This is a genomic window from Amycolatopsis sp. NPDC104863 (assembly GCF_055582965.1).
In genome coordinates this window covers 408,940-428,466 of record NZ_JBVJOW010000010.1, presented here as the reverse complement: position 1 = coordinate 428,466, position 19,527 = coordinate 408,940, and the positions used below count along the sequence as shown (strand labels likewise).

At 72.6% G+C, this 19,527-nt stretch carries 17 protein-coding genes; 8 read left to right on the top strand and 9 right to left on the bottom strand.

Annotation, left to right across the window (positions count from 1 at the left end; translation table 11 throughout):
* Positions 1 to 31: 31 nt before the first annotated feature.
* A complete protein-coding gene (locus tag ACZ63J_RS43350; protein WP_465401570.1) occupies positions 32 to 2,089 on the top strand; it encodes a glycoside hydrolase family 3 C-terminal domain-containing protein in 2,058 nt (685 codons plus the stop codon).
* Positions 2,090 to 2,099: 10 nt separating this feature from the next.
* On the opposite strand, the gene ACZ63J_RS43345 is transcribed toward ACZ63J_RS43350, so the two are convergent.
* From ACZ63J_RS43345 to ACZ63J_RS43335, 3 genes are all read right to left on the bottom strand, one after another.
* Positions 2,100 to 2,678: a hypothetical protein gene (locus ACZ63J_RS43345; RefSeq protein ID WP_465401571.1), complete on the bottom strand. Its 579-nt coding sequence runs from the start codon at positions 2,676 to 2,678 to the stop codon at positions 2,100 to 2,102.
* Between the two features lie 58 nt (positions 2,679 to 2,736).
* The gene (locus tag ACZ63J_RS43340; RefSeq protein ID WP_465401572.1) at positions 2,737 to 2,991 is read right to left on the bottom strand and encodes a hypothetical protein; all 255 of its coding nucleotides are present in this window, start codon (positions 2,989 to 2,991) and stop codon (positions 2,737 to 2,739) included.
* Positions 2,992 to 3,108: 117 nt separating this feature from the next.
* On the bottom strand, positions 3,109 to 3,810 hold the full coding sequence (locus tag ACZ63J_RS43335; protein ID WP_051183801.1) for an IclR family transcriptional regulator: 702 nt from the start codon (positions 3,808 to 3,810) through the stop codon (positions 3,109 to 3,111).
* A 147-nt stretch (positions 3,811 to 3,957) separates the two neighbouring features.
* Here ACZ63J_RS43335 and leuC point away from each other — a divergent pair, with 147 nt between their 5' ends.
* From leuC to ACZ63J_RS43315, 4 genes are all read left to right on the top strand, one after another.
* Positions 3,958 to 5,385 carry a 3-isopropylmalate dehydratase large subunit gene (gene leuC / locus ACZ63J_RS43330; protein ID WP_465401573.1) on the top strand — a complete coding sequence of 476 codons (1,428 nt, stop codon included), beginning with the start codon at positions 3,958 to 3,960 and terminating at the stop codon, positions 5,383 to 5,385.
* Between the two features lie 22 nt (positions 5,386 to 5,407).
* The gene (gene leuD, locus ACZ63J_RS43325) at positions 5,408 to 6,010 is read left to right on the top strand and encodes a 3-isopropylmalate dehydratase small subunit (protein ID WP_465401574.1); all 603 of its coding nucleotides are present in this window, start codon (positions 5,408 to 5,410) and stop codon (positions 6,008 to 6,010) included.
* A 218-nt stretch (positions 6,011 to 6,228) separates the two neighbouring features.
* Entirely contained in the window at positions 6,229 to 6,867 is a 639-nt protein-coding gene (locus ACZ63J_RS43320) for an HU family DNA-binding protein (protein WP_465401575.1), read from the top strand.
* A gap of 285 nt (positions 6,868 to 7,152) precedes the next feature.
* A complete protein-coding gene (locus ACZ63J_RS43315) occupies positions 7,153 to 9,951 on the top strand; it encodes an AfsR/SARP family transcriptional regulator (protein WP_465401576.1) in 2,799 nt (932 codons plus the stop codon).
* Between the two features lie 85 nt (positions 9,952 to 10,036).
* Here the strand turns inward: ACZ63J_RS43315 and ACZ63J_RS43310 are convergent, their stop codons facing one another.
* Genes ACZ63J_RS43310 through cofC form a run of 3 tightly spaced genes read right to left on the bottom strand, consistent with a single transcriptional unit; the run spans position 10,037 to position 14,010 of the window.
* A complete protein-coding gene (locus ACZ63J_RS43310) occupies positions 10,037 to 10,990 on the bottom strand; it encodes an NUDIX hydrolase (RefSeq protein WP_465401577.1) in 954 nt (317 codons plus the stop codon).
* Positions 10,987 to 13,356: an RNA degradosome polyphosphate kinase gene (locus tag ACZ63J_RS43305; protein WP_465401578.1), complete on the bottom strand. Its 2,370-nt coding sequence runs from the start codon at positions 13,354 to 13,356 to the stop codon at positions 10,987 to 10,989. The genes ACZ63J_RS43310 and ACZ63J_RS43305 overlap by 4 nt, the downstream gene beginning before the upstream one ends.
* Positions 13,357 to 13,398: 42 nt before the next feature.
* On the bottom strand, positions 13,399 to 14,010 hold the full coding sequence (gene cofC, locus ACZ63J_RS43300) for a 2-phospho-L-lactate guanylyltransferase (RefSeq protein ID WP_465401579.1): 612 nt from the start codon (positions 14,008 to 14,010) through the stop codon (positions 13,399 to 13,401).
* A gap of 591 nt (positions 14,011 to 14,601) precedes the next feature.
* Here cofC and ACZ63J_RS43295 point away from each other — a divergent pair.
* From ACZ63J_RS43295 to ACZ63J_RS43285, 3 genes are all read left to right on the top strand, one after another.
* Positions 14,602 to 15,321: a lysophospholipid acyltransferase family protein gene (locus ACZ63J_RS43295; RefSeq protein WP_465401580.1), complete on the top strand. Its 720-nt coding sequence runs from the start codon at positions 14,602 to 14,604 to the stop codon at positions 15,319 to 15,321.
* Positions 15,321 to 16,337 (top strand): NAD(P)H-dependent glycerol-3-phosphate dehydrogenase, encoded by a 1,017-nt coding sequence (locus ACZ63J_RS43290; RefSeq protein WP_465401581.1) that lies wholly within the window; start codon positions 15,321 to 15,323, stop codon positions 16,335 to 16,337. The genes ACZ63J_RS43295 and ACZ63J_RS43290 overlap by 1 nt, the downstream gene beginning before the upstream one ends.
* Before the next feature lie 202 nt (positions 16,338 to 16,539).
* Positions 16,540 to 17,019 carry a cysteine dioxygenase gene (locus tag ACZ63J_RS43285; RefSeq protein ID WP_465401797.1) on the top strand — a complete coding sequence of 160 codons (480 nt, stop codon included), beginning with the start codon at positions 16,540 to 16,542 and terminating at the stop codon, positions 17,017 to 17,019.
* A 296-nt stretch (positions 17,020 to 17,315) separates the two neighbouring features.
* Here the strand turns inward: ACZ63J_RS43285 and ACZ63J_RS43280 are convergent, their stop codons facing one another.
* From ACZ63J_RS43280 to ACZ63J_RS43270, 3 genes are read right to left on the bottom strand one after another with little or no spacing between them, the layout of a single operon-like run.
* Positions 17,316 to 18,296, bottom strand: a complete 981-nt coding sequence (locus ACZ63J_RS43280; RefSeq protein WP_465401582.1) for an asparaginase — start codon at positions 18,294 to 18,296, stop codon at positions 17,316 to 17,318.
* A 9-nt stretch (positions 18,297 to 18,305) separates the two neighbouring features.
* Positions 18,306 to 19,130, bottom strand: coding sequence for a class I SAM-dependent methyltransferase (locus ACZ63J_RS43275; protein WP_465401583.1), 825 nt, complete (start codon positions 19,128 to 19,130; stop codon positions 18,306 to 18,308).
* Positions 19,127 to 19,507, bottom strand: coding sequence for a VOC family protein (locus tag ACZ63J_RS43270; RefSeq protein WP_465342008.1), 381 nt, complete (start codon positions 19,505 to 19,507; stop codon positions 19,127 to 19,129). The genes ACZ63J_RS43275 and ACZ63J_RS43270 overlap by 4 nt, the downstream gene beginning before the upstream one ends.
* Between the last annotated feature and the right edge of the window lie 20 nt (positions 19,508 to 19,527).

Here is a 19,527-nt window from a genome sequence, read left to right as displayed (position 1 = left end):
TCGATCCCGTTCGGTGCCGAGGGAGACTGCGATGCGTCACGGCCGGCTCGTTCTCGTGGTAGTCCTGGGGTTGTCGCTGGCGACGCCGGCGGCGGCCGCCGCGCAACCCTGGCGTGACGCCCGCCAGTCGCCCGACCGGCGGGCCGCGGAGCTCGTTGCCGCGATGACGCTCGACGAGAAAATCTCGCAGCTGCACCTGCAGCCCGACGCCCAGCACCAGCGGTTCGTGCCGCCGATCCCGCGCCTGGGCGTGCCCGGCTTCCGCATCGCCAACGGCCCGGCCGGCATGGGCCCCGCCGACGACAAACCGCAGAAGCCCGCGACCGCGCTGCCCGCCACGATGGCGCTCGCGTCGACCTTCGACACCGACGTCGCGCGCCGCTACGGCCGGCTGATCGGCAGCGAGACCCGCGCGCTCGCGCACAACGTGTCCGAAGCGCCCGACATCAACATCGCCCGCGTGCCGCGCAACGGCCGGACGTTCGAAGGCATGGGGGAGGACCCGGTGCTCGCCGGGGCGCTCGCGGCCGCCGACATCCGCGGCATCCAGGAGAACGGCACCATCGCCGAGGTCAAGCACTACGCGGCGAACAACCAGGAGACCCAGCGCTTCAGCATCGACGAGCACATCGACGAGCGCACCCTCAACGAGATCTACCTGCCGCACTTCGAGCAGTCGGTCACCGAAGGCCGGGCCGGCTCGGTGATGTGCGCCTTCCCGCAGATCAACAGCGTGTACGTCTGCGAGAACCAGGCCCTGCTGCAGGGCAAGCTCCGCGACGAGTGGGGGTTCAAGGGGTTCGTCCAGTCCGACTGGGGCGCCGCGCACAGCACCGTCGGGTCGGCGAACGCGGGCATGAACCTCGAGATGATCGACGGCACCTGGTACGGCGACAAGATGAAGCAGGCCGTGCTGGCCGGGCAGGTGACCGAACAGCGCGTCGACGAGCTGCTGCTGCCGCGCTTCCGGACGATGTTCGCGTTCGGGCAGTTCGACCACCCGCCGGTGCTCACGCCGCTGCCGACCGCCGAGCACGACGCGGCCGCCAAGCAGTTCGCCGAACGCGGCATGGTGCTGCTGCGCAACGACCACGCCCAGCTGCCGCTCGACGACCGTGCGGTGAAGTCGATCGCGTTGGTCGGGCCGTTCGCGACGCAGGCCAAGACCGGGGGCGGCGGCAGCTCGGCCGTCATCCCGACGTCCACAGTGGACCCGCTGCCGGGGCTGCGGCATCGCGTCCCGGGCGCGGCGGTGACCCTCGACGACGGCAGTGACCCGGCGCGGGCGGCCGCGCTGGCGGCGTCCGCCGACGTGGCCGTCGTGATGGTCGGCGACAACGAAGCCGAGGGCAAGGACCGGCCGAGCCTCGCGCTGGAGGGCAACCAGGACGCGCTGGTCTCCGCGGTCGCGGCGGCCAACCCGCACACGGTCGTCGTGGTGAAGAGCGGCGGGCCGGTGCTCATGCCGTGGGCGTCGAGCGTGCCGGCGATCCTGCAGGCGTGGTACCCGGGCCAGCAGGACGGCGCCGCGGTGGCCGGTGTGCTCTTCGGTGACAGCAACCCGTCGGCGAAGCTGCCGATCACCTTCCCCGCGGCGGACGCGGACACCCCGGCGAACACCCCGGCGCAGTTCCCGGGGATCAACGGCGTGGCCACGTATTCGGAAGGCCTGCAGGTCGGCTACCGCTGGTTCGACGCGCAGGGCCGCGCCCCGCTGTTCCCGTTCGGGTACGGCCTGTCGTACACGACGTTCGCCTTCTCCGGGCTGTCGGTCCGCACCACCGGCGACGGCGCGACGGCGACGTTCACGGTCCGCAACACCGGACGCCGGGCGGGCGCCGAAGTGGCTCAGCTGTACCTGGGCTTCCCGGCGGCCGCGGGTGAGCCGCCGAAGCAGCTGAAGGGCTTCGAGCGGGTGGAGCTGGCGCCGGGCCAGTCCCGCCGGGTGACGATCCACCTGGACCAGCGGGACTTCTCGGTGTGGGACGCGGCGAGCCACGCGTGGTCGCCGGTGAAGGGCGGCTTCACGGTGCAGGTGGGCGACTCGTCGCGGTCGCTGCCGCTGCAGGCGTCCCTGAAGCGGCGCTGACTAAGGGCCGCTAGGCCTTGCAGCCGGGCGCGCTCGCCGCCGCCGTCATCAGTTCCGGCGACTCCACCAGCGGGGCCACGGGGTCGTAGGTGCCGTCGAGGTCCTGCTGGGCCAGACTCATGGCCTTCGACGCCGGCTCCTGGGAGGCCTGGTCACCCGGCTTCGCGCGGTCGAGCACGGTCTTGGCGTTCGCCGCCCGGTCGCGGGAGGTCGTGTACTTCGTCGTGAACGCCGCGCGCACCTTCTCGGCGAGCGGGACCGGGGCGGGCGGCAGCGCGTTCAGCTTGTCGACGACTTCGCCCGCGCGGGCCGAGATCCCGCCCAGCGCCGCGCTGAGCGCCTTCTGCGCCTCCTCGATCGAGGTCGGCTCGGCCTGCGGCTGCCCCGCTTCGGCCTCGGTGCGCTTGCGGTAGCCGTTGACCGCCGAGCAGAAGCCGTCCATCCAGCTCAGCGTGGCCGGGTCGGCGGACGGCGTGGCCGGCAGGGTCGGCGGCGCGGTCACGGTCACGGTCGGCGCCGCGGCCTGGTGCTGCCCCGAACACGCGGTCAGCACCAGGCACGCGCCCAGCAGTCCCGGAACGATCTTCATGGCTCCCCCTCGCGGTGCCTCTTTGCGGCTACACGCGCGAGTGTCCCGAACGGTTGCTTCAGGCCGCCGCGAGCGTCTCGCCGAGGGCCTCCCGGCCGTCGTCGGTCAGCTCCGCCCGCGTCCACTGCCCGACGGCCACCACCCGCGCCGGGCGGATCAGGCCGGCCCGCGCCAGGTCGTGCGCCGTCGCCTGGTCGCAGCACGGCAGGCCGTCCACCCGCAGGTCCGGCTCGCAGCTGCACGTCAGCTCGGCGCGCCCGGCGCCGACCGCTCTCAACATCGCCAGCGCCCGGCGGTTCAGTTCGGTGTCCATGGTCTTCCCCCTCTGTGCTCCCGACAGGAAGGAGACGTGACCGCGGTCACCGAATACGCGGGCTTTGCGAGGTTCCCCCGAACGGTGCACGCCGGCCTGTGACTCCTGGGGCGGGAGTTACAGGCGTTCCTGCAGGGCGTCCGCCGCCGCGAGGAGGTCGGCCGCCCAGCGGGCGCCCGGCTTGCGGCCGATGCGCTCGATCGGGCCCGACACCGACACCGCCGCCACGACCGTGCCCGCCGAATCGCGCACCGGCGCCGAGATGCTCGCCACGCCCGGCTCGCGCTCGGCCACGCTCTGCGCCCAGCCGCGCCGGCGCACCTCCAGCAGCGTGCGCTCGCCGAAGACCGCGTCCGCCAGGATCGTGCGCTGCGTGTGGGGATCCGCCCACGCCGCGAGCACCTTCGCGCCCGAGCCGGCCGTCATCGGCAGCCGGGAGCCCACCGGCACCGTGTCCCGCAGGCCGGACGGCGGTTCGGCCGTCGCGACGCACACGCGCTGGACGCCGTCACGCCGGTACAGCTGAACGCTTTCGCCGGTGACGTCGCGCAGTTTCGGCAGGACGACGCCCGCCGCGTCGAGCAGCGGGTCCGTCGAACCGCCGGCGAGCTCGGCCAGCGCGGTACCGGGACGCCAGCGTCCGTCCGGGCCGCGGCGCAGCAACCGGTGCACCTCGAGGCCCACCGCGAGCCGGTGCGCGGTGGCGCGCGGCAGACCGGTCCGCGTGCACAGTTCCGCGAGGCCGCAGGGGTCGTCCGCGACCGCCTGCAGGACGGCCACTGCTTTGTCCAGTACTCCGATACCGCTATGCTGTCCCACGAACCGATACTAGCGTCCCGCACTTTGGGAAGTCCAGTATCTGGGAAACCCGAACTCGAGCTGCGCCCCTCCGTTCGCGGCTCGCACCGGTTCCGCAGGTGTGCGCCCGAGTTCCACCACCACAGTGACCGTGGAAAGGAGCCGGAGATGACCAGCCCGACCGGCAAGGCCCGCACGCTGGCGGAGAAGGTGTGGGACAGCCACCTCGTGCGCCGAGGCGAAGGCGCCGAACCGGACCTGCTCTACATCGACCTCCACCTGCTGCACGAAGTGACCAGCCCGCAGGCCTTCGACGGCCTCCGGCTGGCCGGGCGGCCGCTGCGCCGCCCCGACCTCACCATCGCGACCGAGGACCACAACGTCCCGACCGTCGACATCGAGCTCCCCATCGCCGATCCGGTCTCGCGCACCCAGGTCGACACCCTTCGCCGCAACTGCAAGGAGTTCGGTGTCCGGCTGCACCCCATGGGGGACGCCGAGCAGGGCATCGTGCACGTCATCGGCCCGCAGCTCGGCCTGACCCAGCCCGGCATGACCGTGGTCTGCGGCGACAGCCACACCTCCACGCACGGCGCGTTCGGCGCCATCGCCTTCGGCATCGGGACGTCCGAGGTCGAGCACGTCATGGCCACCCAGACGCTGCCGCTCCGTCCATTCAAGACGATGGCGATCACGGTCGACGGGCAGCTGCGCCCCGGCGTCACGGCGAAGGACATCATCCTCGCGGTGATCGCCAAGATCGGCACCGGCGGCGGCCAGGGCTACATCCTCGAGTACCGCGGCGAGGCCATCGAGGCGCTCTCCATGGAAGCCCGGATGACCGTCTGCAACATGTCGATCGAGGCCGGCGCCCGCGCCGGGATGATCGCCCCGGACGAGACGACGTTCGAATACCTCAAGGGCCGTCCGCACGCTCCGCAGGGCGCGGACTGGGACGCCGCGGTCGAAAACTGGCGGCAGCTGCGCACCGACGACGGCGCCGCGTTCGACGCCGAGGTGCACCTGGACGCGGCCGCGCTGACGCCGTTCGTGACCTGGGGCACCAACCCCGGCCAGGGCCTCCCGCTGGGCGCCGACGTGCCCGACCCCGAGCTGATCCCGGACGAGAACGACCGCGTCGCGGCCGAGAAGGCCCTGTCGTACATGGACCTCAAGCCCGGCACGCCGCTGCGCGAGATCTCGGTGGACACCGTCTTCCTCGGCTCCTGCACCAACGGCCGGATCGAGGACCTGCGCGCCGCGGCCGAGGTGCTGCGCGGTCGGAAGGTGGCGGACTCGGTCCGCATGCTGGTGGTTCCCGGCTCGATGCGCGTCCGCAAGGCCGCCGAAGAGGAGGGCCTCGACGAGGTCTTCACCGAGGCGGGCGCCGAGTGGCGCCAGGCCGGCTGCTCGATGTGCCTGGGCATGAACCCGGACCAGCTGAAGCCGGGCGAGCGCAGCGCGTCGACGTCGAACCGCAACTTCGAGGGCCGGCAGGGCAAGGGTGGCCGGACGCACCTGGTCTCGCCGCTGGTGGCCGCCGCCACGGCCGTCCGGGGCACGCTGTCGTCGCCGGAAGACCTCGTCACCGCCTGACCTCCCGAGAGGAGCACCCACCATGGAACCGTTCACCCAGCACACCGGCGTCGGCGTCCCCCTGCGCCGGTCCAACGTGGACACCGACCAGATCATCCCGGCGGTCTACCTCAAGCGGGTCACCCGGACCGGCTTCGAGGACGGCCTGTTCGCCGCCTGGCGCGGCGACGAGGACTTCATCCTCAACCAGGAGGCGTTCAAGAGCGGGAGCGTGCTGGTCGCGGGCCCGGACTTCGGAACCGGTTCCTCCCGCGAGCACGCCGTCTGGGCGCTGATGGACTACGGCTTCCGCGCGGTCGTCTCCGCCCGGTTCGCCGACATCTTCCGCGGCAACTCCGGCAAGGGCGGCCTGGTCGCCGCGCAGTGCGAGCAGCACGACGTCGAGCTGCTCTGGAAGCTGCTCGAGAACGAGCCGGGCACCGAGGTGACGGTCGACCTCGAGACCAAGACCGTGCGCGCCAAGGACTTCACCGCGCCCTTCCAGATCGACGACTACGTCCGCTGGCGGCTGCTCGAAGGCCTCGACGACATCGCGCTGACGTTGCGCCATGCCGGTGAGATCGACGGCTTCGAGGCGGCCCGCCCGTCGTGGAAGCCGACGACCACCCCGGTCGCCGCGAGCTAGTCCGTCTCCGGGGCGGGATTCCTTGCCGGGCAAGGGATCCCGCCCTTTTTGCGCGTCCTGGAACAAGTCGCCGGAGATCGCCGCCGGGAGGCGGAACCCGCCCCGGGGCAACGGAAAGGCGCCCGCGGGCCGGTTGGATTTGCGCTGCCTTGGTAATACCGTGGTGCAGATCGGCCGGCGCGGCCGAGGACGAGGGGCTCCTTCCCGGGAGGACTGCGATGGCCAACAAGGCCCAGCTGATCGAGGCGCTGACCGAGCGCCTGGGCGACAAGAAGGCCGCCGCCGCGGCGGTCGACGGTCTGGTCGACATCATCATCCGGACGGTCAACAAGGGCGAAAAGGTCACCATCACCGGCTTCGGGGTGTTCGAGAAGCGCGCCCGCGCGGCCCGGACGGCCCGGAACCCGCGCACCGGCGAAGCCGTGCGCGTCAAGAAGACGAACGTGCCCGCCTTCCGCGCCGGGACCACCTTCAAGGACGTCGTTTCCGGCGCGAAGAAGCTCGCGAGGGCCACCCCGGTCAAGCGTGCCGCGGCCGGAACCCGCGCGACGGCGTCACGCACGACGGCGACCCGCGCTACTGCGCCCCGCGCGACCGCGTCCCGTGCCGCGGCGGCGAAGCCCGCGACGACCACGCGCACCCGTGCGACGGCGGCGAAGGCGGCCCCGAAGACGACGACCACCCGGGCGAAGGCGGCCGCTCCGCGGGCGGCGGCCGCGAAGACGACCGCGGCCAAGACCACGGCGGCCAAGACGACAGCCGCGAAGCCCGCCGCCACGAAGGCGGCCGCACCGCGGAAGCCCGCCGCGGCCAAGGCGCCGGCGAGGCGGGCTTCGACGGCCGCGAAGAAGAAGTGAGGCGAGTGGGAAGGCCCCGCGCCGAGGTGTGCGGGGCCTTCCCACGGCCGCTGTTTTCACCGTCGCGAACATGAACAATTTTTCGCCCGAACGCGATGTCCTGCGCCGCACCCGGTTCGCGTGATCAACCGACCCCGCAACGTGATTCGCCGTCCCCATCGGACTTCCCGCCCGGCCGAACCCGTTCCCGGGACCGGTTCCGGGCAATTTCGCAAAGTGGCTTGAGCGCCCGGCCGAGTGGTGCCACGCTGCCTCCTCGGGGCCCGCGTCCGGCGGGGCCCGGCGGTGCGCGGAGCGAACCTGGGGGCGACCACCATCGAGATCCGGCTGCTCGGTCCGTTCCAGGCGTCCGCCGGCGGCTCGCCGGTCGTGCTGACCAGTTCGCGGCAACGCGCGCTGCTCGCCACCCTCGCGATGTCCGCGGGCCGCCTGGTGACGATCGACGCCCTCGCCCGCGGGGTCTGGGGAGAAGCCCCGCCCGCGCACATCCGCGGCAGCCTGCAGACCTACGTCATGCGCCTGCGCCGGCTGTGCGGCGAGGAAACCGTCGTCACCGAACCGGACGGGTACCGGCTCGTCGTCGACCCGTCCCGGGTGGACGCCCTGCGGTTCCTGCGCACGCTCGACCAGGCCGCCGCCGCGACGGAACCCGCGCGCCGCCGCGACCTGCTCACCACCGCCCTCGACGCCTGGGGCGGCACACCGCTCGAAGGCGTCGGCTCACCCGCGCTCACCGCGGAATGGGGCCCGCTGCTGACCGAGCGGTACCTCTTCGCGGTGGAGCAGCGCATCGACCTCGACGCCGGACTGGTCCCCGACGCCCGGCTCGTCGCCGAGCTGACCGACCTCGTCGCCCAGCACCCGCTGCGGGAGTCCTTGTGGGAACGGCTGGTGCGCGCCCTCGCCCGCTCCGGCCGCCGTGCCGAAGCGCTGGCCCGTTACGCCGGGCTGCGCGCGCTGCTGGCCGACGAGCTGGGGGTCGAGCCGGGGGAGAGCCTGCGCCGGCTGCACGCCGAGCTGCTCGCCGCCGACGCCGGGCCGGCCGCCGGCGCCACCGTGCCGCGGCAGCTGCCCTTCGACGTCGCCGGGTTCACCGGCCGCGAGCCGGAGCTCGCCGAGCTCGACCGGCTCCCGCCCGGGGGCGCGTCCGGCATCGTGGTCATCGAAGGGACCGCGGGGGTCGGGAAGACGTCGCTGGCCGTGCACTGGTCCCATCGCGTCCGCGACCGCTTCGCCGGCGGTGAGCTGTTCCTCGACCTGCGCGGCCACTCCGCGGACACCCCGGTGACGCCGGAGGCCGCACTCGCCGGCTTCCTCCGCGCCCTCGGTGTCCCGCCCGAGACCCTGCCTTCCACAGTGGAAGAACGCTCGGCGCTGCTGCGCAGCCGGCTGGCCGGCAGCCGCACCCTCATGCTGCTCGACAACGCCCGCGACGCCGACCAGGTCCGCCCGCTGCTGCCCGGGACGGGCAACCTCGTCGTCGTGACCAGCCGCAACCAGCTGCGCGGCCTGGTCGCCCGCGACGGCGCCCGCCGGATCGCCCTGCGTTCCTTCGACGACCGCGACGCCACCGCGCTGCTCGCCGGCAGTGTCGGACCCCGGCGCCTGGCCGCCGAACCCGGCGCCGTCGCCGAGCTCGTCCAGCTCTGCGGCCGCCTGCCGCTGGCGCTCGCGCTGGCCGGCGAACGCGCGTCACGCTTCTCCGGCGTCTCCCTGGCCGGGATCGTCGAGGAGCTGCGCGACCAGCGGCTGCGGCTCGACACCCTGCGCGACCCGCAGGACGCCGGCACCGACCTGCGGGCCGCGTTCTCCTGGTCCTACAAGGCGTTGCGCCCGGCCGCCGCCCGGTTCTTCCGGCTGCTCGGCCTGCACCCGGGGCACGGCTTCAGCCTGTCTTCGGCCGCCGCGCTCGCCGGCGCCGGACTGCGCGAGGCGCGTGAGCTCGCCGACCAGCTCGCCGCCGCGCACCTGCTCAACCAGCCCGGCACCGACCGCTACCAGTTCCACGACCTCCTGCGCGTCTACGCGGCCGAGCTCGTCGAGACCGAGACGACGGAAGCCGACCGCGCGGCGGCGCTGCGACGGCTGCTCGACTGGTACCTCGCTACCGTCGCCGAAGCCATCAAGCTCGTCCGGCCGGACCTGCTCACCGAGGACATCACGCTCGACCCCGCGCCGGTGCCCGCCGTCCGGTTCACCCAGCACGAGCAGACGATCGCCTGGTACGCCACCGAACGCCCGGCCCTCACCGCGCTCGTCGGGGTCGCCGCCGAGCACGGCCGGCCCGGCCACGCCTGGAAGCTGGCCTGGCTGCTGCGCGGGTTCTTCGCCGAGCGCCACGACCGCGACGACTGGATCACCACCGCGCGCACCGCCGTCACCGCGACGCGCGATGCGGGGGACAGCACCGGCCTCCAATACAGCGCCAACAACCTCGGCTCGGCGTACCTGCGCACCCTGCAGCCGGACAAGGCACTCGAAGCGCTGGAGGAGGCGCGCGCGGCGTCGGAGACCGGCGAGAACACGGCGCTCACGGTGGCGATCCTGTCCAACCTCGCGGGCGCCTACTACGTCCGCGCCGAGTACGCCGAGGCCGAACGCCACGCGCTCCAGGCCGTCCACCTCGCCCGCGACCAGGGGCAGCGCACGTTCGTCCCGCACGCGCTCCTCAACGTCAGCGCCAGCCGCATCGGCCTGCGCGACTACGACCACGCCGCCGAAGCCGCGTTGGCCGCGCGAGTCGCCTTCGCCGAGCTCGGCGACCGCTACCACGCGGCGCTCGCGCTGGGGAACGTCGCCGAGGCCCTCGAAGGCGCCGGACGGCACGACGAAGCGGAGAAGGCCGGTCTCGAGGCGCTCGAAGAGCTGAAGGAGCTGAACGCGGACTACGGCACCATCGACGTCCACATCACGCTGGGCCGGCTGAACCACCGCACCGGGCGGCTGGGCGAGGCCCGTGACCACTGGGCCGAGGCGCTGACCGTCAGCCAGCGCCTCGGGGACCCCCGCAGCGCGGAGATCCAGGCCCTGCTGGCGACGGTGCCCGCGGGACGACTCCCCGCGCGGGATGCGCCGTACCCCTAGCCCGGCGCAGCCCAACGGGGCCCGGGACCAGTACACCAAGGTCCACTGTCACGACGCTGTCGCGCCGGTGCGCCGGCCGCCCGGGTCAGGAGTGGCTGGGAGAGGGGGTGGGCAACGCACTCGGGTGGTAGTCCGCCGAGAGCAGCAGCGGGCCGTCCCGGACAGTCGGCGGGCGGAACGACAGGACCCAGAACGAGCCCTTCTTGCTCGGCACCACCCCGCCGCGCGCCGCGGCCAGCTCGACGCCGTCGCGGTCGGCCAGCACGCTCACCAGGTCCGGGATCACCCCGCCCTGGCTGCAGATCACCGGTGTCCCGCCGTCACCGGCGATCGCCAGCAGCCGCGCGAGCCCCAGCACCGGGTCGGGCCAGTAACCCTCTTCCGACAGCAGCGGCTCGTGCCGGACGTCGGCGCCGATGTCCTCGGCGATGCCGTGGACCGTCTGGACGCACCGCAGCCGCGGCGCCGAGAGCACCCGGTCCGGCCCGAACAGCGTGACCACCCGCCGCAACGCCGACGCCTGGCGCTGTCCCGCGTCCGACAACGGCCGGAGGTCGTCGTCGGCGTTCCAGTCGTCGCGCTTGCCCGCCTTCGCGTGCCGCACCAGCACCAGCGTCGTCAGGCCCACCGGCAGCTCGCAGAACGTCCGCAGCACCCGGACGTCCTCCGGCCGCGTCAGCGCGCGTTCCGCCGCCGACGCGTCGAGCCAGCGCAGCTCGTCGACCTCGTGGTTCACCGCGAACTCGCCGGACACCGCTTCGGCGGCGAAGTAGTCGACCGTCTTCGGCACCGTCCCGGACCCGTTCTTCGCGGGCACCGGGTACGCCGACCGGGTCAGGTAGCGGCCGAGGACCGCGTCGAACCCGGTCTCCTCCCGCACCTCCCGGACGGCGGCTTCGGCGATCGTCTCGCCCGGGTCGAGCTTTCCCTTCGGCAGCGACCAGTCGTCGTACCGCGGGCGGTGCACCAGGGCGACCTCCGTCGTCCTCCCGGCGCGGCGCCAGAGCACCGCGCCGGCCGCCCGTACCTCCTGGGTCATCCGGCGGCCCCGTGCAGCTTCGCCAGTTCGAGCTGGTGGTCGCGCACCCGCGAGCCGTCGGCGGGGAACGGCGACCATTCGCCGCTCGCGGTCAGCACCCAGCACCGCGTCGCGGGGTCGAGCGCCGAGTCGAAGATGTCGTCGAGCTGCCGGGTCAGCTTCGGGTCCTTGACCCGGACCAGCGCCTCGATCCGCCGGTCGAGGTTGCGGTGCATCATGTCCGCGCTGCCCAGCCAGTGCGTGCCGCCCGCGCGGAAGTGGAAGATCCGCGAGTGCTCCAGGAACCGGCCCAGGATCGACCGGACGTGGATGTTCTCCGACAGCCCTTCGACCCCCGGCTTCAGCGTGCAGATCCCGCGCACCACGATCTCGACCGGCACCCCGGCCTGCGACGCGTGGTAGAGCGCGTCGATCACCTGCTCGTCGACCAGCGAGTTGCACTTGATCCGGATCCCGGCCTGCTGCCCGGCGCGGGCCAGCTCGATCTCCTCGCCGATCGCCCGCACGATGCCCCGGCGGATGCCGTGGGGCGAGGTGAGGATCGTCCGGTAGGTGTCCTGCCGCGAGTAGCCGGTGAGCACGTTGAACAGGTCGGTGACGTCCGCGCCGATGCTCGGGTCGGCGGTGAACAGGCCGATGTCCTCGTAGAGCCGCGCGGTCTTCGGGTTGTAGTTGCCGGTGCCGATGTGGCAGTAGCGGCGGATGGTCGAGCCCTCCTGGCGCACGATCATCGACACCTTGCAGTGCGTCTTCAGCCCGACCAGGCCGTACACGACGTGCACACCCGCGCGCTCCAGCGTGCGCGCCCAGGTGATGTTCGCCTGCTCGTCGAAGCGCGCCTTGATCTCGACCAGCGCGACGACCTGCTTGCCCGCCTCGGCGGCGTCGATCAGCGCGTCGACGATCGGCGAGTCGCCCGAGGTGCGGTACAGCGTCTGCTTGATCGCGAGGACCTTCGAGTCGGCCGCCGCCTGCTCGATGAACCGCTGCACGCTCGTGGAGAACGAGTCGTACGGGTGGTGCACGAGCACGTCACCCTCGCGCAGCGTCGCGAAGACGCTCTTGGGCGTCTCGCGCTCGCCGAACGCGGGGTGCGTCGCCGGCACGAACGGCCGGTCCTTCAGCTCCTTGCGGTCCACACCGGACAGCTGGTGCAGGCAGGTCAGGTCGAGCAGCCCGGGCACCTCGACGACGTCCGCCGGGTCGACGTCCAGCTCGCGCAGCAGCAGCTCGAGCATGTGCTCGCTCATGTCCTGCGCGACCTCGAGGCGCACCGGCGGCCCGAAGCGGCGCTGCGCGAGCTCGCGCTCGAGGGCCTGCAGGAGGTCTTCGTCACGGTCTTCGTCGACCTCGAAGTCGGCGTTGCGGGTGACGCGGAAGACGTGGTGCTCGGTGACGTCCATGCCGGTGAACAGCTCGCCCAGGTGCGCGGCGATGAGCTCTTCGAGCGGCAGGAACGTCGCGGTGCGGCTGGTGCGCTCGGTCTCGACGCGCATCAGGCGCGGCACGTTGCTCGGCACCTTCACCCGCGCGAAGCGCTCGGTGCCGCCTTCCGGGTCGCGGACCGTGACGGCCAGGTTGAGCGAAAGGCCGGAGATGTACGGGAACGGGTGCGCCGGGTCGACGGCCAGCGGCGTCAGCACCGGGAAGATCTGCTCGGAGAAGTAGCTGGACAGCCGCAGCTGGTCGGCGCCGGTGAGGTCGGCCCAGCCGACGATCCGGATGTCGTGCTCGGCCAGCAGCGGGCGCAGGCCCTTCTCGAACGCGCCGGTCTGCTGCTCGACCAGGTCCTGGTTGCGCTTGGAAATGTAGTCCAGCTGCTCGCGCGGGGTGAGCCCGTCCGCGCTGCGCACCAGCAGGCCGGTCTCGTCGCGGCGCTTCAGGCCGGCGACGCGCACCATGTAGAACTCGTCCAGATTGGACGCGAAGATGGCGAGGAACTTCGTCCGTTCGAGCAGCGGCTGCGACTCGTCCTCGGCCAGCGCGAGCACGCGGGCGTTGAAGTCCTGCCAGGAGAGCTCGCGGTTGAAGTACCGATCGTCCGGCAGCGTCTCGGCGGCGGTCGGCGCGGTGGCGGTGACCGCGGGCGGCGCGGACGGGACGGCGCGGAACTCCTCGGCGTTGCGCGCGTTGCCCTGCACGGAGCTGCGGCTGCGGGTGGTCGCCGGAGTGCTCTTGCGGACTCTGACCTTCCCGGCGGTGGCACGGGCGGCGGTGTCGCGCGCGGTCGACTTCGACGGAGTCTTCTTGGCGGTGGCCGGTTTGGGGGTGCTGGTCTTCTTCGCCGTCTCCGAAGATCCGGTGGCCGGGTTCCGTCGCCTCCGCGGTGCGGGCGTGCTGCCGTCGTCTGTGCTCACGGCTCCCATTCTTCACCAAGCCACGCGGAATTGCGCAGGCCGCGGTGAAGGTCAGGTGAACAGCTCAGCAGTGTGTTTCCCGACACCCAGGGCCCGCACGTGGGCGAGGTCTTCCGGGGTGTCGACGTCGCTGCGCAGGCTGGGGAGCGCTTGCCGGAGGCTGGTCGCGCCGGAGCCGGCGTGCTTCTTCGCCGAGCCGACGCCGAAGTGGGGGTCAAGGGGTGCGCCGGGCGCGGACAGCAGGAGGGTGGTGCCGGTGCCTTGGCGATCGGCGACGAAGGCGCGTTTTCCGGCGGCTTCGGCGAGGGCGTCGGTGAGGTCCCCGGCGCGGAGGGCGGGCAGGTCGGCTTGGAGGGCGCCGACCACGGCGTGCGGGTCGTCGGCGCGGAGGAGGTTCTCGCCGTGGCGGAAGGCTTCGTTGAGGCCGCCTCGGTTCGGTTCTTGGACGATCTCGATGCCGAGGTCGGCCAGGTCGGCCACGGCTCGGGGATCGGCGGCGACGAGCAGCACGCGCCGCACCTGCCCACCCGACGTGACGGCGGCGAGCGTGTCGGCGGCGAGGGCCAGGACCAGCGCGGGGTGCAGGTCTGTGCGGATGGCCCCGCGCAGGCGCGACTTGCCGTCGCGGGGGTGTTTCATCGGCACGACCAGGTCCACGTCCACGTGTCCATCTTTACCGGAAAGCGGGGGAGGGGGTGGGGGTGCGGGGGTGGTTGTCCACAGGGTGCGGGTGTTGTGGACAACTTCGGGGGTGGGGGTTTGCGGGCGGGGGTTTTGGCGGTGGGGGGCGATACGCTGACGACGGGGTGGCCCCCAGGGAGGGTGGGCTCTGCTGGGGCGGGGCTGATGGCTGGTAGGACCGCAGGTGGGGGTGCGGAACTCTGCCTGCTCCCCGGGCCGCGGGTGTCGCGGATGACCGATCCACGACAACCCACCCCGCCGATCGCACCGGAACCGACCGGCTGGCCCCGTTCGCGACAGCCCACCTCGGGTGATCGCGCAGGAACCGACCGGCCGGTCCCGTGGAAGCCTCTGCCTGCTCGCCGGGTCTCGAGGGTCGCGAATGACTCATTCGGGACGCCGGACGTCCCCAATGACCCATTCGCGACAACCCACCCCGCCGATCGCACCGGAACCAACCACGCACCCGGCGTCACCCCCGAAAGGCCCCTCGGCCTGCGCGGAACAGGCTGAACCCACCCTCCCTGGACTGCGCCGACCCCGGCGCGGCAGGATCTGACGCAGACGTGTGACGTGGAGGAGGAGATCGTGGCCCGGCGTGAGAAGGGCGGCTTCTGGGTGGGGTTGGCCGCCGCTGTGTTCTACCCGCTCACCGGCATTGCGCGGCGGGTCTACGTCGGCGATGAGAAGGTGCCGCGGCAGGGGCCCGCGCTGCTCGTCCTGAACCACATCTCGCACCTCGATCCCGTCGTCGACGCCGTTTTTGTGCACCGGGCGAAGCGGGTTCCGCGCTTCCTCGGCAAGGAAAGCCTCACCCGGACCCCCGTCTTCGGGAAGGTCTTCGTCGGCTCCGGGCAGATCCCGGTTTCGCGCGGCTCGGCCGCCGCCGGGGACAGTCTCAAGGCCGCGCACCAGGCCCTTCAAGACGGCAAGGTCGTCGTCATCTACCCCGAGGGCACCATCACCAAGGACCCGGCCGGCTGGCCGAAGGAGTCCTTCACCGGCGCCGCCCGGCTGGCGCTGCAGAACGACGTCCCCGTGATCCCCATCGCGCGCTGGGGCACCAGTGAGCTCTTCAACGGCTACACCAAGAAGTTCAAGCCCTTCCCGCGCAAGACCATCACCCACCGCGTCGGCGACCCGCTCGACCTCTCGGCCTACCGCGAGGGCAGCGTCCGCAGCGCGTCGAAGCTGCGTGAGGTCACCAAGGTCATGATGGACGAGGTGACCCGGCTGCTCGGCGAGGTCCGGCACGAAGAACCGCCGCCGGCGAAGCCGGGGGACCCCGCCTGATGCGCGCCGACGTCCAGCGGGTCACCGTGCTCGGCGCCGGTTCCTGGGGCACCGCCTTCGCGAAGGTCCTCGGCGACGCCGGCCGTGACGTCACGATGTGGGCGCGCCGCGAGGAGGTCGCCGAGGACGTCCGCGAGCGGCACGTCAACAGCGCCTATCTGCCCGGCACCGTGCTGCCGGAGAACATCACCGCCACCAGCGATCCGACGAAGGCCCTCGATGGCGCCCAGGCCGTCGTGTTCGGGGTGCCCAGCCAAAGCCTGCGGGCGAACCTCTCGGAGTGGCGCCCCCTGCTGCCGCCGGACGCGATCCTCGTCAGCCTCGCCAAGGGTGTCGAGCTCGGCACGCTCAAGCGGATGAGCGAGGTGATCGGCGAGATCGTCGGGATGGCCGCCGACCAGGTCGTCGTCGTCACCGGGCCGAACCTCTCCAAGGAGATCGCCGCCGGGCAGCCGGCCGCGGCGGTGCTCGCGTGCGCCGACCACGAGCGCGCCGTCGCGATCCAGCGGGCCTGCGCCAACTCCTACTTCCGGCCCTACACCAACACCGACGTCGTCGGCTGCGAGCTCGGCGGGGCGTGCAAGAACGTCATCGCGCTGAGCACCGGGATGGCCGCGGGCCTCGGCCTCGGCACCAACACGATGGCGACGCTGATCACGCGCGGCCTGGCCGAGATGGCCCGGCTCGGCGCGAAGCTGGGCGCCGACCCGCTGACGTTCGCCGGGCTCGCCGGGGTCGGCGACCTGGTGGCGACGTGCTCGTCGCCGCTTTCGCGCAACCGGACCTTCGGTGAGCGCCTCGGCCGCGGCGAGACGCTGGAGCAGGCCCAGGCGGCCACCGGTGGGCAGGTCGCGGAGGGCGTGATGTCGTGCTCGTCGATCCGCGCGCTCGCGCTGAGCCTCGGTGTCGACATGCCGATCACCGACGCGATGCACCGCGTCTGCCACGAAGGCGTCGACCCGCGGCGGGCCGGCGCGGAGCTGCTGGGGCGCTCGCAGAAGCACGAGTGGTCCTGACGGAGGTGACCTTCTTCCCGGTTGCTGAGAGGTCTTGACCGGTTCCGGGGTGGCTGCCAACCTGGTCGTATGTTCGCGCACGGGATGACTGAGCTGCGGGGTCGCCATGACCTCTGCGCCGTCGTGTGCGCGTGTCGCTGTTGTCGCTGACCGACCGCACGACCCAGTTCGACACCCCTTTTCTGCTTCCGTGAGGACCCTCATGTTCGCCGTTCCCGACAACACCCTGCTGCGTCCCGAGAACCCCGCGCTGCGCCACCCGGTGCGCGTCGCGCTGGAGGTCGCCGCCGACCGCGAGCGCTGGAAGCACCTCCTGCGCTACGACCCGGACGAGCGGTTCGCGACGCTCGTCACGAAGGACGAGCGGCAGGAGGTGTGGCTGATGAGCTGGCTGCCGGGCCAGCACACCGACCTGCACGACCACGCGTTCGCCAGCGGCGCGTTCACGGTGGTCAGCGGCCGCCTGACCGAGGCGGTCGCCCGCCGCGCCCCGGGCGGCCGCGCGGTCACCGAGCTGCACGCGCTCGCGGCGGGCCAGTCCCGGGTGTTCGGGCCGGGGTACGTGCACGAGGTCCGCAACGACGGCCCGGACCCGGCGATCTCGGTGCACGTCTACCGCGACGCGGAGCGCGAGATGCGTTCGTACCACCTCGACCCGCTGGGCGGCCCGGTCCTCGACTGACCCGGCTCAGTCGAGGTCGCCGCGTCGGCGGAACTCGCGGTTGAGCTGCTGGAACACGCTGCTTCGTGAAAGACGCTCCTGCGGCGCTGGTGATCTACGGGTTCGCCCCGGGATTCGTCTCGCGGCTCGCCCAGCCGGGTTCACCAGATCCGGCTCGGAACCGCGAGACGCGAAAGGCCAAGGCGCCGAACGGTTCCCCGGCCCGGTCCGTCCTGACTCCCGACTACGCGGGGCGCGGTTCCGGCCGCCCGCCGGAGTCCGCCAAAACCGAAAGCACCCCGCCGCACTGACCCGGCTCAGTCGAGGTCGCCGCGCAGGCGGAACTCGCGGTTGATCGTCTCCCGGTCCGCGCCGCCCGCCAGCAGGGTCTGGAGCAGGATCCGGGCCTTCCGCGCGTCCAGCCAGCCTGCCATCGTCGCGCCCATCGTGATCAGACTCGACTCCGAGCCGTGGAAGCCGTACGTCGAGCGCAGCGTCGGGCCCGCTCCCGTTCGTGAGGCGACCACCACCGGCAGCGAAGCCAGCAGCCGCTCGACGACGTCGGCAGTGCCCGCCGACACGTGCCCGGCGCCCGTTGCCGCCAGCACCACGCCGCGCACTCCCGGCTGGGACGCCGCGAACTCCAGCACCGCGCCGGAATCGTCGAGCCCGGCCTCCACCACCGGGACCAGGCCGTCGAACTGGTCGCCGGTCAGGACCGGCGGCCGCGGCGGGGATGGATGGAAATAGTGCACCGCGTGCTCGACCACCATGCCGAGCGGGCCCGCCGGCGCCGACGAGAACGCGTCCAGGTGGCTCGAATGCGCCTTCCGCACCCAGCGCGCCGCGTGCACGTCGTCGTTCAGCGTCACCAGTGCGCCGCGGCCGCGGCTGCGCGGGTCGGCCGCCACCGTCAGGGCGTTGCGCAGGTTGGCCGGGCCGTCCGGGCTGAGCAGGCCCGCGTGGCGCATCGCGCCGGTGACCACCACCGGGATCTCCGACGGCCAGCGCAGGTCCAGGAAGTACGCCGTCTCCTCGAGCGTGTCCGTGCCCTGCACCACGACGAACCCGTCCGCCCCCTGCTGCAGCCCCCAGTCGACGCACCGCAGCAGCGTCGCGAAGTCCAGCGACGCGCTGCCGACGCCCGCCAGGGTCTCGGCCAGCACGTCCATCGGCAGGTCGCCGAGGCCGCCGAGGAGGTCGGCCGCGCCGAGGCGGGGGACCGCGCCGCCCGCTTCGCCGGTGTCCGGGGCCATCGAAATGGTGCCGCCCAGCGTGGCGACCGCGATCAAGGGCATGCCGCCACCTTAGGCAGCCTTGACCGCCTGGAGCGTGTAGCTCGCGGCCACGCGCGACGGCTGGTCCTTCAGCCGCCACTCGTTGCCGGTCTCGTCGGCCTCCATCTGGCCGGGGATCGCGTTCCACGGCACGCTGTCGTGCTCGGTGAACGCCGTCAGCGTCAGACCCTGGTCCAGCAGCGCCGTGATGATCTCGCCCAGCGAGTGGTTCCACGAGTGGCTGACGCTGTGGGTCAGCGGCCGCTCGGTCTCGACGTAGGACTCCGGTTCGTCGAACACCAGCGGTTCGGCGTGCTCGAAGTACGGGTACCGCGGCCACGCCGGGTCGGCCGTCTCGTCCAGCGTCCACAGCATCGGATGTCCTTCGCGGACGAACAGCCGCCCGCCTGGGCGCAGCAGGCCCGCGACCACCTCGGCCCAGCGAGCCGCCGACGGCAGCCAGCACAGCGCGCCGACCCCGGTGTAGACCAGGTCGAACTCGCCCGCGCCCAGCACCGAGACGGCGTCGTAGACGTTCGCCTCGTGGAAGTCGATCTCCGCGCCCGCCGCCTTCGCCAGCCGCGCCGCTTCGGTCAGCGCCGGGCCCGAGAAGTCCAAACCGGACATCCGCGCGCCCAGCCGGGCGAGCGACACCGTGTCCGTGCCGATGTGGCACTGCAGGTGCACCCCGCGGAGGCCGCCGATGTCGCCCAGCCGCGGCCGGTCGAAGCGCACCACGGGACTGAGGAACGCCGGATCCGCGGTGAGCTCGGCGAACCGGTAGTCCGGCGACGCCGCGTGGAGCACCGCGCGCTCGTCCCAGTTCGCTTTGTTGACCGCGAACGAGTCCGTCACGACGTCGCCGCGCGCTCGGCCGCGCTGCGCAGCACGCAGAACTCGTTGCCCTCCGGGTCGGCGAGCACGGCCCAGCCGGTGCCGTCGGGGTTGCGCCGGTCGTGCACGAGGGTGGCGCCCAGGCCGATCAGCCGGTCGACCTCCTCGTCGCGCGGGTCGTCCGGCCGCAGGCACAGGTGGAGCCGGTTCTTCACCGTCTTCGGCTCGGGCACGCGCAGGAACAGCAGGTCGATCCCGCCTTCGAGCTCGATGCCGACCTCGTCGTCACCGGGGGAGTCGATGTCCGGGATGGGTTTCCCGGTGACCTGGCTCCAGAACTGGCAGAGCGTGTAGGGATCGGCGCAGTCGACGGACACGTGCAACACGGCGGAAGGCATGCCCCGAGTCTGGCCGAGCG